12 protein-coding genes and 2 pseudogenes are annotated in these 14847 nt (G+C 69.8%); 6 read left to right on the top strand and 8 right to left on the bottom strand.

Annotated elements, in window-relative coordinates; genetic code table 11:
• The 4 genes and pseudogenes from ABE487_RS09340 to ABE487_RS09355 all read right to left on the bottom strand — a co-directional run bounded on the left by ABE487_RS09340 (position 1) and on the right by ABE487_RS09355 (position 3528).
• Entirely contained in the window at positions 1 to 561 is a 561-nt protein-coding gene (locus ABE487_RS09340) for a nucleoside deaminase (RefSeq protein WP_346451140.1), read from the bottom strand.
• 40 nt (positions 562 to 601) lie between these two features.
• Positions 602 to 979, bottom strand: a complete 378-nt coding sequence (locus tag ABE487_RS09345; RefSeq protein WP_346451142.1) for a hypothetical protein — start codon at positions 977 to 979, stop codon at positions 602 to 604.
• Positions 980 to 1073: 94 nt separating this feature from the next.
• Positions 1074 to 1624, bottom strand: a pseudogene (locus tag ABE487_RS09350) (CPBP family intramembrane glutamic endopeptidase).
• Positions 1625 to 1758: 134 nt separating this feature from the next.
• On the bottom strand, positions 1759 to 3528 hold the full coding sequence (locus tag ABE487_RS09355; protein WP_346451144.1) for a glutamine--tRNA ligase/YqeY domain fusion protein: 1770 nt from the start codon (positions 3526 to 3528) through the stop codon (positions 1759 to 1761).
• 244 nt (positions 3529 to 3772) lie between these two features.
• Between ABE487_RS09355 and ABE487_RS09360 the strand changes: the two genes are divergently transcribed.
• The 3 genes from ABE487_RS09360 (at position 3773) to msrA (ending at position 7638) form a co-directional block, all read left to right on the top strand.
• A complete protein-coding gene (locus ABE487_RS09360) occupies positions 3773 to 5923 on the top strand; it encodes a diguanylate cyclase (protein ID WP_346451145.1) in 2151 nt (716 codons plus the stop codon).
• Between the two features lie 62 nt (positions 5924 to 5985).
• The gene (locus ABE487_RS09365; protein ID WP_346451147.1) at positions 5986 to 6918 is read left to right on the top strand and encodes a DMT family transporter; all 933 of its coding nucleotides are present in this window, start codon (positions 5986 to 5988) and stop codon (positions 6916 to 6918) included.
• Between the two features lie 66 nt (positions 6919 to 6984).
• Positions 6985 to 7638, top strand: coding sequence for a peptide-methionine (S)-S-oxide reductase MsrA (gene msrA / locus ABE487_RS09370; RefSeq protein ID WP_346442949.1), 654 nt, complete (start codon positions 6985 to 6987; stop codon positions 7636 to 7638).
• Between the two features lie 21 nt (positions 7639 to 7659).
• Here msrA and ABE487_RS09375 read toward each other — a convergent pair whose 3' ends face one another.
• From ABE487_RS09375 to ABE487_RS09390, 4 genes are all read right to left on the bottom strand, one after another.
• Complete coding sequence (locus ABE487_RS09375) at positions 7660 to 8580, bottom strand: LysR substrate-binding domain-containing protein (protein WP_346442948.1); 921 nt, start codon at positions 8578 to 8580, stop codon at positions 7660 to 7662.
• A 94-nt stretch (positions 8581 to 8674) separates the two neighbouring features.
• Positions 8675 to 10255 (bottom strand): alkyl hydroperoxide reductase subunit F, encoded by a 1581-nt coding sequence (gene ahpF / locus ABE487_RS09380; protein ID WP_346451148.1) that lies wholly within the window; start codon positions 10253 to 10255, stop codon positions 8675 to 8677.
• A gap of 170 nt (positions 10256 to 10425) precedes the next feature.
• The gene (ahpC, locus tag ABE487_RS09385) at positions 10426 to 10989 is read right to left on the bottom strand and encodes an alkyl hydroperoxide reductase subunit C (RefSeq protein ID WP_346446945.1); all 564 of its coding nucleotides are present in this window, start codon (positions 10987 to 10989) and stop codon (positions 10426 to 10428) included.
• A gap of 700 nt (positions 10990 to 11689) precedes the next feature.
• On the bottom strand, positions 11690 to 12652 hold the full coding sequence (locus ABE487_RS09390; protein WP_346451150.1) for an alpha/beta hydrolase: 963 nt from the start codon (positions 12650 to 12652) through the stop codon (positions 11690 to 11692).
• Between ABE487_RS09390 and prmC the strand changes: the two genes are divergently transcribed.
• From prmC to ABE487_RS09405, 3 genes and pseudogenes are all read left to right on the top strand, one after another.
• A complete protein-coding gene (gene prmC / locus ABE487_RS09395) occupies positions 12651 to 13490 on the top strand; it encodes a peptide chain release factor N(5)-glutamine methyltransferase (RefSeq protein ID WP_346446943.1) in 840 nt (279 codons plus the stop codon). The genes ABE487_RS09390 and prmC overlap by 2 nt on opposite strands.
• 46 nt (positions 13491 to 13536) lie before the next feature.
• Positions 13537 to 14478 (top strand): prolyl aminopeptidase, encoded by a 942-nt coding sequence (gene pip, locus ABE487_RS09400; protein WP_346446941.1) that lies wholly within the window; start codon positions 13537 to 13539, stop codon positions 14476 to 14478.
• Positions 14479 to 14600: 122 nt separating this feature from the next.
• Positions 14601 to 14819, top strand: a pseudogene (locus ABE487_RS09405) (alkylphosphonate utilization protein); the annotation flags it as partial.
• Positions 14820 to 14847 lie beyond the last annotated feature (28 nt).

A 14847-nucleotide genomic window follows, 5' to 3' on the forward strand; every position in this document is an offset into this window, starting at 1 on the left:
TCAGTACTTCGCTCCTTCGGACTCGCCGTAGGCGCGCAGCACCTTGCAGGCCTCCTCGCGCAGCAGGTCGCGCACGACCGCGATGCCGCGCTCGGTCAGTGCGCCGACCCAGTCCTCGGGCAGCGGGCCTTCGTCGAACGGCGTCAGCGCCTCGACATCCTCGGCGCGGGCGCCGATCAGCAACCGGTCGATGCCGGCCCACACGGTGGCGCCGTAGCACATGCAGCACGGCTGCGACGAGGTCGCCAGGGTGACCGGGCCGATGCGCTCGTTGAGCCGCGGCGTCTGCAGCCGTTGCTGGGCCAGCATGTAGGCCATCGTCTCGGCGTGGGCGACCGAGCAGGTGTGGGGCATCACCCGGTTCACGCCGACCGCCACGATGCGGTCCTGGCCGTCGAAAACCGCGGCGCCGAACGGGCCGCCACTGGCGGCCTCGACATTGCGCTGCGACAGCGCGATCGCGAGTGCGACCTTGGCCTCGTCGCCGGGATAGGCGCGCGCCGTGTCGACGTGCTCGTGGACCCAGGCGGGCAGGGTGAGGTGGACTTGTGCGTACAGCATTGCGGATCCCTTGGAAGAAGACAGGCGGCGAAGGCCGCGGTCAGCGCGTGTGCACGCGCATCGGTGCCGCTTCGCAGCGGTTGGAGACGCAGCGACAGGCCTCGATCTGCCGGAAGCCGCAGACCGATGCCAGGCCGCGCGCGGCGCAGTCGGCGGCGACGGCCTGCGGATCGACCGCAGCGTCGCGATGGACGCAGGCCGGATAGACGCCGCAGCAGTTGCCGACATTCTTGACTGCGCAGTCGGCATCGACGTTGCAGCCGGTGTCGGGGGCCAGCGGATTGCCGGCCCCGGCCGACAGAGCGGGAGGCGCGCCGGCCGGCGGCGATGTTGGCGTGTGCGGCGCCGCGCAGGCTGCAAGCGCGAGCACCGAGACCAGGGCGCAGAGGCCGAACAGCAGGGAGCGCAAACGATTCATCGGCGCGATGGTACCGCTCCGGCCCCGTCAGCGTGTCGAGCGCGCGATGTGCTCGCGTGTCGGGCGCGGGCGCGGCGAGCGAACCGGCGTCGCCTCAGACCCAGCCCAGGTACAGCGTGGTCACGCCCCAGGTGTCGATCAGACCATGCGCCAGCACCAGCGCCCAGAGGTTGCGGCCCGAGCGCAGGTAGGCCGCGCAGAACAGCCCGCCCACCAGGCCGGTCAGCACGATTCCCGCCAGCCCCTGATCTGCATGCATCAGACCGAACACGACGCCGCCGGCCAGGATCGCGAGGGCGTCGCCGGCGCGCGTGGTACGCAACAGCGCCGTGAGCTGATGCATCAAAAAGGCACGGAAGACGAGCTCTTCGCCAACGCCGCGCTGAGCCAGGCGCCCAGAACCAGGTCGCGCGCCATCGGGAGGTTGCCGCGCAGCGCGCCGTAACCGCTGTGATCCACCGGCGTCCCGGTCAGTCGGTCGACCAGCGGTTCGAGCACCGGGCCGACGATGCCTGCGACCAGGACGACCAGCGCAGCCGTCCAGCCGAGCGTCGCCCACAGGCGCTGTCGCCCGACGCCGGCGGCCGGCCAGCGGCGCGTCTCGACCAGCACCCAGGTCACGGCGAGCGCGCCGACGATCGGCATCCGCCAGGGAAAGGGCAGCCACGGGACGTCGGCCAGCGACAGCACCGTTGCGATCGCCCCGAGGCGAACGAGCGGGTGCGTCATCCACGGCGGACTGGCGTGCTCGTCCGGCACCGACGTGGGCGTGTCGGCGATCAGCCGCCGGGCTTGGCCGATGCCCAGACGTCGCGCAAGGTGACGCTGCGGTTGAACACCGGCCGGTCGGTGGCGTGGTCGTAGCGGTCGGCGACGAAGTAGCCCAGACGTTCGAACTGGAACGCCTGCTCCGGCGCGGCCTGCGCGGCGGCCGGCTCTACGTAGCCGGTGGTGCTGCGCTTGGAGTCGGGATTGAGATGGTCGCGGTAGGTCTTGCCGGCGGATTCGTCGTCCGGCTTCTCGACGACGAACAGGCGGTCGTAAAGCCGCACTTCGGCTTCGACTGCATGCGCCGCACTGACCCAGTGGATCGTGCCTTTGACCTTGCGGTTGGCGCCTTCCATGCCGGGCCGCGACTCGGGATCGAGCGTGCCGCGCAGTTCGACAATCGCACCGTCGGCGTCCTTGATCACTTCGTCGACGCGCACGATGCCGGCGCCACGCAGGCGGACCTCGCCACCGGGCACCAGTCGCTTCCAGCCCTTGGGCGGCACTTCGGCGAAATCCTCGCGCTCGATCCACAGCTGGCGCGAGAACGGCACCTCGCGCGTGCCCTGCGCCTCGTCCTTGGGATGGTTGGGGAAGGTCAGCGTTTCGGCATGGCCCTCGGGCAGGTTGCTCAGCACCAGCTTGAGCGGGTCGATCACCGCCATGCGCCGCGGCGCGCGCGCATCGAGGTCGTCGCGCAGCGCACCTTCGAGCACCGAGAAGTCGATCACCGAATTCTGCTTGCTGATGCCGACCCGGTCCACCAGCAACCGCAGGCTCGAGGGTGTGTAGCCGCGGCGACGCAGCCCCTGCAGCGTGTACATGCGCGGGTCGTCCCAGCCGTCGACCAGGCCGTCGGCGACCAGTTGGGTGAGCTTGCGCTTGCTCATCACGGTGTAGTTGATGTTCAGGCGCGAGAACTCGATCTGGCGCGGCTTGCCCGCCACCACCGGCAGGCCGCGTGCGCTCAAGGAGGCGAGCAGTTCGCGATGTCCGGCCAGGTCGACCCGGTCGACGACCCAGTCGTAGAGCGGCCGATGGTCTTCGAATTCCAGCGTGCACAGCGAATGGGTGATGCCTTCGACCGCATCGCCCAGCGCGTGCGCATAGTCGTACATCGGGTAGATCGGCCAGGCATCGCCGGTGTTCTGGTGGGCGAGGTGCTTGATCCGGTACAGCGCCGGGTCGCGCAGGTTCATGTTGCCGCTGGCCATGTCGATCTTCGCGCGCAGCGTGCGCGTGCCGTCGGCGAACTCGCCGGCGCGCATGCGCCGGAACAGGTCCAGGTTCTCGTCCACGCTGCGGTCACGGAACGGCGAGTTCCGACCCGGCTCGGTCAGGGTGCCGCGGTACTGGCGGACCTGTTCGGCGGTCAGGTCGCAGACGAAGGCATCGCCCTGCGCGATGAGCTTCTCGGCGGCCAGGTAATAGACCTCGAAGTAATCCGAGGCGTGGCGCAGTTCGGCCCAGTCGAATCCCAGCCAGCGCACGTCGTCCTCGATCGCGCGCACGAACGCCAGGTCTTCCTTCTCCGGGTTGGTGTCGTCGAAGCGCAGGTTGCAGCGCCCGCCGAACTCGTCGGCGATGCCGAAGTCCAGGCAAATCGCCTTGGCGTGACCAATGTGCAGATACCCGTTGGGCTCAGGCGGAAAACGGGTCCGGACCGTGGTGTGCCGGCCGCTGGCGAGGTCGTCGCGGACGATCTGCCGGATGAAGTCCTGGCGGACCGGAGCGGCGGCATCGGTGGGCGGGGCGGCGGATTCGATCGGACCTGCGGACATGGGGCGGACGGCTCGGGAGAGGCGGAATGAACTGCGCAGTGTAGCGGACCGGTCGGCGGAGACTGCGGTGGCGGGAGCTGCCCGCAGTGCCGCGCTTCTGTGACCGCCAATGACATAATAGTGTGACGGAGTACGGATTTCCGACGGGAAGGAGCAGGATGCAGCGCGACAGCGACAACGCGCGCGGGCAACGCGTGGGCGACGATGCGTCGGCCGCGCGCTGGCGTGTGCGAGAGGGCCGCCGATGACGAGCAGCGAACGTGCGCGTGCGATTCCCGGCCATGGTTGGGTACTGGCCGGCTGCCTGCTGTTATTGCTGGGCCTGTTCGTCGCGTTGGTCGCCTCCACCCAGTTGCGGCCGGGTGAGCGCCGCGCGGTCGAGATCCTGGCGCCCGCGCCCGATGCGGCCCCCGAGGTCGAGGCGCGCTTGCGCTTCACGCTGCCCAGCGGCGATGCCGCCGGCGGACGCTGGGCGCTGTGGTTTCCCCGCGAGATGGTCGAGGGGCTGCAGTTGTACGCAGCCGATGGCTGGCACAGCGAGCCGCGCGGCTTCTTTCGGGTCGGCGATGACGAGGGCATGTTGCCGACCGGCTACGGCTTCGTGTTGCCGGACTGGCAAGGCCCGGTGGAACTGACGCTGCATGCCGACCGGCCGCTCCCGGCGACGATGCGGCCGGTGTTGGCCCGCGCTGTCGATGTGCGACGGATCGAGCGCTCGGGCGTCGCGCTGGCCGGTGCGGTCTACGGCGGGCTGATGGCCCTGGCGGCGATGGCGCTGGCACTGGCGCACGCCTCGCGCGACCGCCTGTTCGTCGGGTTCTTCGGCTATGTGGTCGTGTTGGTGCTGCTGCTGCAGGCCCGCAACGGGCATCTGTACGGTTTGCCCGGCGCGTCGCTGCTGGGGGCGTGGCGCGAGCAGGGCGTCTCGGCCCTGGCCCTGCTGTATGCCGCGGTCTGGCTGTCGCTGGTGCGTGCCTACGCGATGCCCGGGCGCGGCGATCGTCTGGTGGGCATCGTCCGCGTGTTGGGGGGCGTGTTGACGGCGCTGGCCGTAGTCTGTGCCCTGCGCCTGCCGGCGCTCGATGGCGTCATGGAACGCATCACCGCGTACGGCTGGCTGCTGGCAGGCGTTGCTGGGCTGGCAATGCTGGTCGACGGCGCCCGCCGCGGTGTCGTGCTGTCCGGCTGGCTGCTGGTGACCGCGCTGGTGCCCGTCGTCGCCGGCGCCTGGGCGGCGCTGGTCCGGCACGGGCTCGTCCCCGACGTACCGCTCGTCCATCTGGGGTATCAGGGCGGCGCGGTGGCCTTCGTGCTGGTGTTGGGCCTGGCGCTGGTGCAGCGCATCGGCGACTACCGCGACCAGCGCGACCGCGACCGGATCGCGCGGCTGGAGACCGAGCGCCGCATGCGGCGGGAGGCCGCCCGCGCGAACCTGTCGGCCGCCCTGCAGGCCCAGCTTGACGGACTGGACGCGGGGGACCTGCCGGCCTGCGGCTTTCGCTTGCTGGTCGAACACCTGATGCCCTTGGTGCCTGCCGAGTCGTGCGCGGTGATGCTGCGTGGCTATCTTGGCGTGGACCGGGTGTTCGTCGAGCCGGTCGGTGTGGCCGCGCGCGTCGAACGCAGCCTGGGCTCGCGCGAACAGGCCCTGCGCCGGCTGGCCGTGGCAGGTGTGGCGACCCAGCAACCCGCGCCGGAAGAGGGGCGCGGGCCGGCGATCGAGGCGTGGGTGCCGTTGCAGATGCGTACGCCGGTCTGGGGCGTGCTGGTGATGCGCCGTGCCGGCGACGCTGGATTCCTGCCCGAGGACATGGCGTTGATCGCCGAGCTGCTGCGGCTGGTGCAGCAGCACGTCGACCAGGCGGCGGCCGCGCTCAAGCTGCGCCGTTCGGCGGAGATGGACGCGCTGACCGGGACGATGAACCGCCGCATGCTCGATCAGTGGGTGGCGCGGATCTTCGCCGATGCGGTCCGCGACGAACGGCCGGTGTCGGTGCTGTTCGTCGATCTGGACCACTTCAAGTCGGTCAACGACCGGTATGGCCATGCCTGCGGCGACGACTGCCTGCGCCGGGTTGCTGCCGCGCTGCAGGGCGCGTTGAGCGACGGCGCGGTGTTCGGCCGCTACGGCGGCGAGGAGTTCATCGTCGTGCTGCCGGGCCTGGAGGGCGCAAGGGCGCGGATCATCGGCGAGCGCATGCGCATGGCGGTCGAGGAGGTCGATGTCCGCCACGAAGGCGCACGCGTCGGGCTGTCGGTCAGCATCGGCATCGCGACCCGACGCCGCGGCGAGCGCACCGCCGCCGAGACACTGGCGCGCGCAGACAAGGCGCTCTACGCCGCCAAGCACGAGGGCAGGAACCGCGTCCGGATGGCGCCGGCGGTGTTCGCCTGAGGTGCTGGCCGGGGGCAGGGCGCTGCTACGCTGCCGTTCCCCCCCATCGTCGGATTGGTGCCATGCAGGAGGTTCCCGCCGGCCGCGCCGCGCTCGCGAGCATGCTGGCCGGCGCCGTATTGATCGGCAGCAATGGCCTGATGGTGCGCCTGGCCGGCACGCCGCCGACGATTTCGGCGTTCTACCGCATGCTGTTCGCTGGCGCGCTGCTGATCCTGTGGGTCGCGCTGCGCCGCGATTGGCGGCCCATTCCTGCGCGACTGTGGTGGCTGGCATTGCTGCCTGCCGCCGCGTTTGCGGCCGATCTGTGGTTATGGCATCGCAGCATCCTGCTGATCGGCCCCGGTCTGGCGACGCTGCTGGCGAACGCGCAGGTGTTCTTCATGGCGCTGGCCGGCATGCTGCTGTTCGGCGAACGCCTGGGGCCGCGCTTTTTGGGCGGCATCGTGCTCGCGTTCGCGGGGCTGTGGCTGCTGCTGGGCGCCGACTGGGCCACGCTGCCGGCCGACTACCGCTGGGGCGTGTGGCTGGGGCTGGGAACCGGGCTGTGCTACGCGGTCTACAATATCGGTCTGCGCCAGGTGCAGCGCGCCGGGCTGCGGTTGGCGCCGCTGCGCGCCGCGCCGATCGCGCAGGTGCTGGCGCTGGTGTCGTTGCTGTGTGCGGTGCTGCTGGGCCTGGCGGGTCTGGCCGAAGGCGTGTCGTTCGCGATCCCGAGCTGGCGTGCCCTGGCCTGGTTGCTGTTGCTGGCCGGGCTCGGGCACTGCCTGAGCTGGATGCTGATCTCGCGGGCGATGCAGCAGTTGCCGGTCGCGCTGGTGGGCCTGTTGTTGCTCGCCCAGCCGGTCTGCGCGTTCGTGCTCGATCTGGTGGTGCTGCAGCGACCGACGGTGCCGCGCGAATGGCTGGGGCTGGCGTGTACCCTGGCCGGCATCTTCCTCGCCGGGCTGAAGGGCCGCGATCGCGCACGGGCCTCGCAGCCGCAGCGCCCTTGAACCCCGGGTCGGGATGCCGCATCCATGAGGGGCGGCGACCGGCCGCATCCGCAGGAGGGTTGGACGATGCTGGGAATCGGAGCGTGGAAGCAGCGCCTGCCACGGGCGCAGGACGCACTGCCCGGCCGCGACACGCCGCTGCCGCTGCACAATGCGCATGCCGTGCATGGCCGTCCGCTGCGCGATGCCTTCGACGGCCTGGAGCAGGTGCAGTTCGGCATGGGCTGCTTCTGGGGCGCGGAGCGCAAGTTCTGGTCGCTGCCCGGCGTGGTGACGACGGCGGTCGGCTACGCCGGCGGGCTGACCCCCAACCCGACCTACCGCGAGGTGTGCTCGGGCCAGACCGGGCATGCCGAGGTCGTGCTGGTGGTCTACGACCCGGCGCAGGTCGCCTTCGAGCATCTGCTGCAGCTGTTCTGGGAAGGCCACGATCCCACCCAGGGCATGCGTCAGGGCAACGACGTCGGTACCCAGTACCGCTCGGCGATCTACTGCACCACCGCCGACCAGCATGCGCTGGCGGTGCGCAGCCGCGATGCCTACCAGGCGGGGTTGCAGGCCGCGGGCTTTCCGGCGATCACCACCGAGCTCGCGGGGCCGCCCGCGCCGACGTTCTACTACGCCGAGGACGAGCACCAGCAGTATCTGCACAAGCATCCGGGCGGCTACTGCGGGCTGGGCGGCACCGGCGTCGCCTGCCCGGTGGGCGTGGCGCTGTAGCGTCGCCGACGCGCGGAAAGCTCAGGCGGCGCGCGGCGCCGCCGGGTCGAGCAAGCCGGCCGGCAGCGCGCGCAGCGCCTCGGCCAGTCGCAGCAGGAATTCGTGCATCGCCGAGCTGCGGCGCCACACCATCGCGATCCGCCGCGTCGGGCGGGTATCGCTGAAATCGAGCAAGTGCAGGTGCGGCGACGGCGCCACCGGTGGTTTGGTCGCGAGCACCGGCAGCAGGGTCACGCCGACGTTTGCGGCGACCATCTGGCGCAGCGTCTCCAGGCTCGTGGCGCGGAACTCCGCGTGCTCGGCGGCGCCCGACAACCGGCACACATCCAGCGCCTGCTCGCGCATGCAGTGCCCGTCCTCGAGCAGCAGCAGCTTCTGCTGCGACAGCGCCGGCAGGTCCAGGCGGTCCTGCGCGGCCAGCGGATGACGGTCGGATACCGCGAGCACGAAGGGCTCTTCGAACAGGAACTGCGTGTGCAACTGCTCATCGTCGAGCGGCAGGGCGAGAATCGCCGCGTCGAGCCGGCCGTCGTGCAGCCGAGACAGCAGCACGTCGCTCTTTTCCTCGATCAGCAGCAGCTCGAGTTCGGGGAAGCGTGCGCGCACCAGCGGCACGGCGTGCGGCAGCAGATAGGGACCGAGCGTGGGAAACACGCCGAGCCGGATCGAGCCGGCCTCGGGGTCGGCGCTGCGCCGCGCGACGTCCTTCATCTGTTCGATGTCGGCGACGATCCGACGCGCGCGCTCGGCGATCTGCTGGCCGGTCGGCGTCAGCATGACCTTGCGCGGCGCCCGCTCCACCAGCGCCACGCCCAGTTCCTCTTCCAGCTTGCGGATCTGCGTCGACAGCGTCGGCTGGCTGACGAAGCAACTGGCGGCGGCGCGGCCGAAATGCCGATGTTCGGCCAATGCGACGAAGTAGCGCAGATCCCGCAGGTTCATCGCTGTGCGCTCCAATTGCCCTGCGCCGACGCGCTGCCCGGTCGCCGCGATGCGACGATCGGGCAGGCCGCATGGTGCGCGGGCGCGCCCATGCTCAGGCGGCCGCCGCCTGAGCGGCCGGCGCCGAGTGCCGGATCAGATGGTCGAACGCGCTCAGTGCCGCCTTCGACCCTTCGCCCATCGCGATGACGATCTGCTTGTAGGGCACGGTGGTCGCATCGCCGGCGGCGAACACGCCCGGCACGCTGGTCTGGCCGCGGGCATCGACGACGATCTCGCCGCGCGGACTCAACTCGACCACGCCCTTCAACCATTCGGTGTTGGGCAGCAGGCCGATCTGCACGAACACGCCTTCGAGCTCGACACGGTGGTCGCTGCCGCCAACGCGGTCGCGGTACACCAGGCCATTGACGCGGCTGCCGTCGCCGAGCACCTCGGTCGTCTGCGCGCTGGTGACGATGCGCACGTTCGCCAGGCTGCGCAGCTTGCGCTGCAGTACCTCGTCGGCGCGCAGCTGCGCGTCGAACTCGATCAACGTGACGTGGGCGACGATGCCGGCCAGGTCGATCGCGGCCTCGACGCCGGAGTTGCCGCCGCCGATCACCGCCACGCGCTTGCCCTTGAACAGCGGCCCGTCGCAATGCGGACAGTAGGCCACGCCCTTGTTGCGGTATTGATCCTCGCCCGGCACGTTCATCTGCCGCCAGCGCGCGCCGGTGGCCAGTACCACGCTGCGCGAGCGCAGCGAGGCGCCGTTCTCCAACTGCACCTCGATCAGCCCGTCGTCGCCGGCCGGCACCAGACGCGTCCCGCGCTGCAGGGTCATGATGTCGACCTCGTACTCGCGCACGTGCTGCTCGAGCGCAGCGGCGAGCTTCGGGCCCTCGGTCTCCTTAACCGAGATGAAATTCTCGATCGCCATCGTGTCGAGCACCTGGCCGCCGAAACGCTCGGCGGCGATGCCGGTGCGGATGCCCTTGCGCGCGGCGTAGATCGCCGCAGCCGCGCCGGCCGGGCCACCGCCCACGACCAGCACCTCGAACGGTGCCTTGTCGGCGATCTTCGCGGCCGCGCGCTTCGCCGCACCGGTGTCGAGCTTGGCGACGATCTGCTCGAGCGTCATCCGGCCCTGATCGAACTTCTCGCCGTTGAGGAACACGGTCGGCACCGACATGATCTCGCGCGCCTCGACCTCGTCCTGGAACAGGGCGCCGTCGATGGCCACGTGGCGGATGCGCGGATTGAGCACGGCCGCCAGATTCAGCGCCTGCACCACGTCCGGGCAGTTCTGGCACGACAACGAGTAATAGGTTTCGAACAGGTAGTCGCCCTCGAGCGCGGCGACCTGCTCGAGTGTCTCCTGCGCGGCCTTCGACGGATGGCCGCCGACCTGCAGCAGCGCCAGCACCAGCGAGGTGAACTCATGCCCCATCGGCAGGCCGGCGAAGCGCAGCGAGATGTCGTGACCGGGTGAGGTCAGCGCAAACGACGGGCGCCGCGCATCGTCACCGCCCACATCGATCGTGATGCGATCGCTGGCTTGGGCGAGATCGTCGAGCAGACTGCGCAGCTCGTCAGACTTGGGGCTGTCGTCGAGCGAGGCCACGATGTGGATCGGGCGCACGGCGCGGGCCAGGTAGCCCTTGAGCTGGGCTTTGAGGTCGGCTTCCAACATGGACGGCTCCTGGAGGCAGGGTGGGCGGCGCGCGACGCGCCGTGATCGCGCATCGGGCGGCGGGAGGGAGGCGAACCGGAAACCGCGCGTTGTGCACGGGCTCCGGTTCGCCTCCATCCCCGAGGCGGGGATGGAGGCGGCCGCGGCACGCGCCGCGGCCGGCACGCGGATCAGATCTTGCCGACCAGATCCAGCGACGGTGCCAAGGTCTTCTCGCCTTCCTTCCACTTGGCCGGGCAGACCTCGTTCGGATTGGCGGCGACGTACTGCGCGGCCTTGAGCTTGCGCAAGGTCTCGGTGACATCGCGGGCGATGGCGTTGTCGTGGATCTCCAGCGTCTTGATCACGCCTTCGGGGTTGATGACGAAGGTACCGCGCAGCGCGAGGCCTTCTTCCTCGATGTGCACGCCGAACGCGCGGGTCAGCTGATGGGTCGGGTCGCCGACCAGCGGGAACTGCGCCTTGCCGACGGCCGGCGAGGTCTCGTGCCACACCTTGTGCGAGAAGTGCGTGTCGGTGGTGACGATGTAGACCTCGGCGCCGGCCTTCTGGAACTCGGCGTAATGCTCGGCGGCGTCCTCGACCTCGGTCGGGCAATTGAAGGTGAAGGCGGCCGGCATGAAGATCAGCACCGACCACTTGCCCTTCAGGCTCTCGTTGCTGACTTCGACGAACTCGCCGTTCTGGAACGCAGTGGCCTTGAACGGCTTGATCTCGGTGTTGATGAGGGACATGGAAACTCCTTGGGTGAAGAGGGTGCGGCCGTGAACGGCCGGCGGCCGGAGAGACCGGCTGGGCATAGGTTAGGCGCGCTCTATCGATATGTAAAATCGATAAGTTGAATCCTATCGATAGGTTCAGGCTATCGTTTGCGGATGGGCGGATTTGCCCATGAAAACGCTTGCAATGGCTGTTGCACTGCAGCAATATCAGGCGCAAGGGGCCGGTCGACGCAACATCGGTGACTCGCCCAGGCGGTCCAGGCCGCACACTCCGTTCCGTGTCCGTACCTCCCTCCCACACGTGTCACGGAATCTTTGAAGGCGGCTTCGGCCGCCTTCATTTTGTCTGTCTGCAAGCGCGAGGACGGGCTTTGCTCCGGACGGGCAGCCGCCTGCTGGCCGGAAACCGCTCTCCCCTCGGCAAGGCCGCTGCACGGTCCGGCCACGCGACAACACTACCCGGCTCGATCCGTCAGGATAAAACCGGGGTCAGAGTGCAATTTCGCGGGGCGAAAATTGCACTCTGACCCCGGTTTTGGACCCCCGGTTTTGTGAGGCGCGCGCGGCCGAGTCAAGGCTTGCAAATGCCACGCGTGCGTCGCGTGGCCGGACCGCGAAGCGGCCCCGAAAGAGGGGAAGGCGGCTTCTGTCGGCGGGCAGTGGCCGGTCTGAACTGGAGAATTAGTCTTCCCTCCCCCCCAAAAGAAGACCCTCAGTCGGTCAGCGCGCCCGCCGCGTTGCGAGCTGCATCTGGTCCGGACGCTGATGTCGGCCCCGTCGTGGACACGAAGTCCAGCACCGCAGGCAGCACCGTCGGGGCCCGCGCCGGGTTGTAGAACGCGGCTGCGGGCGCGAAATGACGCGCACCAGTCAGCACCCGCAGCGTCGAGGCCTCGCCGTGACCGCGTAGCGCCGCGTCCAGGCGCCGGCTGTTGTCCACGTCGACTGTGCGGTCGGCATCGCCGTGCACCAACAGGAATGGCGGCTCGTCGCCATCGACGAACCGCAGCGCCATCGCGTCGGGCCATTGCGTGCGCGGCCCGAACACGGGCGCCAGGCGCGGTCCGATCGCAAAGTCATAGGGGCCGGCCAGGCCGATCACCCCGGCCAACTCGCGCGGTGCCATGCCGACCGCCGCAAGATGGCGCGCATCGGTGCCCAGCAGCGCCGCGATCTGCGCGCCGGCCGAGTGCCCGGCGACGAACAGCCGTCGCGGATCGCCGCCGTACGCCTGTACGTGATCGCGGGTCCAGCGCACCGCCCGCGCCGCGTCGCCGACGAAATCGGGAAAGCCGGCCGCCGGATACGTGCGGTAGTCGGCAACGATCGCGAAGATGCCGTGCTGCGCCAGCCGGCTGCCGACGAAGCGGTACTGCGCCCGGCGGCCATGCCGCCACGCACCGCCATAGAAGAACACCACGACGGGTGCGCCGCTGACCGGTGCGGCCGGCCGGTAGATGTCGAGCGACAGCGCGCGGTCGACGTCGTAGACCGCGCTGGCCGCGGGGCGTTCGCTGTGTCGGTTGACCACTGCGAAGAACGCGCTCTGGCAGGCGCAGAGCGTGAGCGCGAACAGCGCCGCAAGGCAGATGCGCAGCGATGAAGGCATCGGCGGTCGCTCAAGCGAGAAGGCGGCCACCATGCCGGCGTCCGCACCGCTACGATGTGAAGTCATGGCTACGTCTTCTCCCCGACTCGATGCGCTGCTGCGCGCCGCCGCGTCGCGTATCGACGCCACCGACGCCCGCTGGCTGCTCGCGCATGCCGTCGAGCGCTCGCACAGCTGGCTGTTCGCGCACGGCGACGCCCCCATCGAGCCGGCGCAGGCCGCGCGCTTCGAGGCGTTGGTGGCGCGCCGCGCTGCGGGCGAGCCGGTCGCCTACCTGATCGGCCGTCGTGGGTTCTGGCGGTTCGACCTGGCGGTGTCCCCGGCGACGCTGATTCCTCGACCCGAGACCGAGCGGCTGGTCGAACTGGCGCTGGCACGGCTGCCGGCCGGGCCCGGCGCCGCGGTCGCCGACCTGGGCACCGGCAGCGGTGCGGTTGCGCTCGCGCTTGCGGTCGAGCGTCCGGACGTCGAGGTGGTCGCGACCGATTCAAGTGAAGACGCACTCGCCGTCGCGCGCGCCAATGCCGCCGAACTGGAGCTGGCGCGCGTGACGTTCCTGGCCGGCGACTGGTACGCGCCGCTCGCAGGCCGCCGCTTCGATGTGTTGGTCAGCAACCCGCCGTACATCGAGGCGGACGATCCCCACCTGGCCCGCGGCGATCTGCGCTTCGAGCCGCCAACCGCGCTGGCCTCCGGCGACGACGGCCTCGATGCGATCCGCGTGCTGGCCGGTGGCGCCTGTGCGCATCTGCGCCCCGGCGGCTGGTTGCTGGTCGAACATGGGCTGGCGCAGGGTGCGGCAGTGCGCGCGCTGTTCGAAGCGGCCGGGCTTGGCGAGGTGGCGACCGTGCGCGATCTCGAGCAGCGCGACCGCGTGACCTTCGGACGCGCCGAAGGCACCTGACCGCGGCTGTTAGAATGGCGGCCGGTTCCTTTTCGGATGCCCGTGCATGCGACAGCTCTATCCTGCCATCGAACCCTACGACACCGGTTCGCTGGCCGTCGACGATCGACACGTCCTCTACTACGAACAGTGCGGCAACCCGAAGGGCAAGCCGGTCGTGCTGCTGCACGGCGGTCCGGGCGGCGGTTGCAGCCCGAAGATGCGCTGCTTCCACGATCCGGCGAAGTACCGCATCGTGCTGTTCGACCAGCGTGGCGCGGGACGCTCGACGCCGCATGCCGATCTGGTCGCCAACACCACCTGGGATCTGGTCGCCGACATCGAGCGCCTGCGCGAGCACCTGGGCATCGAGCAGTGGCAGGTCTTCGGTGGCTCGTGGGGGTCGACGCTGGCGCTGGCCTACGCCCAGCGTCACGCGCGCCGGGTCACCGAACTGGTCCTGCGCGGCATCTTCATGCTGCGTCGCGACGAACTGGAATGGTTCTACCAGGAAGGCGCATCGCGGCTGTTCCCGGAGGCCTGGCAGCAGTACATCGCCGCGATTCCGCAGAACGAGCGCGGCGACCTGATCGCTGCATTCCACAAGCGCCTGACCAGCGACGACGAGGGCGTGCGCCTGGACGCTGCGCGCGCGTGGAGCGTCTGGGAAGGCGCCACGAGCTTCTTGCACATCGACGAGGACTTCGCCGACAGCCACGCCGATGCGCAGTTCGCGCTCGCATTTGCGCGTATCGAGAACCACTACTTCGTCAACGGCGGCTTCTTCGAGGTCGACGACCAGCTGCTGCGCGACGCCTACCGCATCGTCGACATCCCCGGCGTCATCGTGCACGGCCGCTATGACGTCGTCTGCCCGGTGCAGAACGCCTGGGACCTGCACCAGGTCTGGCCGAAGGCCGAGCTGGTGATCACGCCGGCGTCGGGTCACTCGGCGTTCGAGGCCGAGAACATCGACGCGCTGGTCCGCGCGACCGACCGCTTCGCCTGATCCACTGTGCGCCCGCAGCCGCGGGCGCACGTGCTCTTGCTCACGCACCCGCGTGTGGCACGCCTTCATCGATGCGCCGGACGCCGGCGCGCACCACGGGACATCGCACCATGTCGGAAGAAGACACCCTCGTCGTCAAGGACAGCAACGGCACCACGCTCGCCGATGGCGACTCGGTCACGCTGATCAAGGACCTCAAGGTCAAGGGCACCAGCGTCACGCTCAAGCGCGGCACGCTGGTCAAGAACATCCGTCTCACTGACGACGCCGACCTGATCGAGTGCAACGCCGAGAAGGTCAAGGGCCTGGTGCTGCGCACCGAGTTCCTCAAGAAGGCCTGAGCGCAGACGGTGCCGGGCGCAGGCCCGG

Source organism: Luteimonas sp. TWI596 (genome assembly GCF_039674105.1).
Classification (GTDB): domain Bacteria; phylum Pseudomonadota; class Gammaproteobacteria; order Xanthomonadales; family Xanthomonadaceae; genus Luteimonas.

What these genes read in the sequence shown, in the direction of transcription:
- ABE487_RS09340 (WP_346451140.1), bottom strand. Translation starts at nt 561, where the DNA reads ATGCTGTACGCACAAGTCCACCTCACCCTGCCCGCCTGGGTCCACGAG.
- ABE487_RS09345 (WP_346451142.1), bottom strand. Translation starts at nt 979, where the DNA reads ATGAATCGTTTGCGCTCCCTGCTGTTCGGCCTCTGCGCCCTGGTCTCG.
- ABE487_RS09355 (WP_346451144.1), bottom strand. Translation starts at nt 3,528, where the DNA reads ATGTCCGCAGGTCCGATCGAATCCGCCGCCCCGCCCACCGATGCCGCC.
- ABE487_RS09360 (WP_346451145.1), top strand. Translation starts at nt 3,773, where the DNA reads ATGACGAGCAGCGAACGTGCGCGTGCGATTCCCGGCCATGGTTGGGTA.
- ABE487_RS09365 (WP_346451147.1), top strand. Translation starts at nt 5,986, where the DNA reads ATGCAGGAGGTTCCCGCCGGCCGCGCCGCGCTCGCGAGCATGCTGGCC.
- msrA (WP_346442949.1), top strand. Translation starts at nt 6,985, where the DNA reads ATGCTGGGAATCGGAGCGTGGAAGCAGCGCCTGCCACGGGCGCAGGAC.
- ABE487_RS09375 (WP_346442948.1), bottom strand. Translation starts at nt 8,580, where the DNA reads ATGAACCTGCGGGATCTGCGCTACTTCGTCGCATTGGCCGAACATCGG.
- ahpF (WP_346451148.1), bottom strand. Translation starts at nt 10,255, where the DNA reads ATGTTGGAAGCCGACCTCAAAGCCCAGCTCAAGGGCTACCTGGCCCGC.
- ahpC (WP_346446945.1), bottom strand. Translation starts at nt 10,989, where the DNA reads ATGTCCCTCATCAACACCGAGATCAAGCCGTTCAAGGCCACTGCGTTC.
- prmC (WP_346446943.1), top strand. Translation starts at nt 12,651, where the DNA reads ATGGCTACGTCTTCTCCCCGACTCGATGCGCTGCTGCGCGCCGCCGCG.
- ABE487_RS09390 (WP_346451150.1), bottom strand. Translation starts at nt 12,652, where the DNA reads ATGACTTCACATCGTAGCGGTGCGGACGCCGGCATGGTGGCCGCCTTC.
- pip (WP_346446941.1), top strand. Translation starts at nt 13,537, where the DNA reads ATGCGACAGCTCTATCCTGCCATCGAACCCTACGACACCGGTTCGCTG.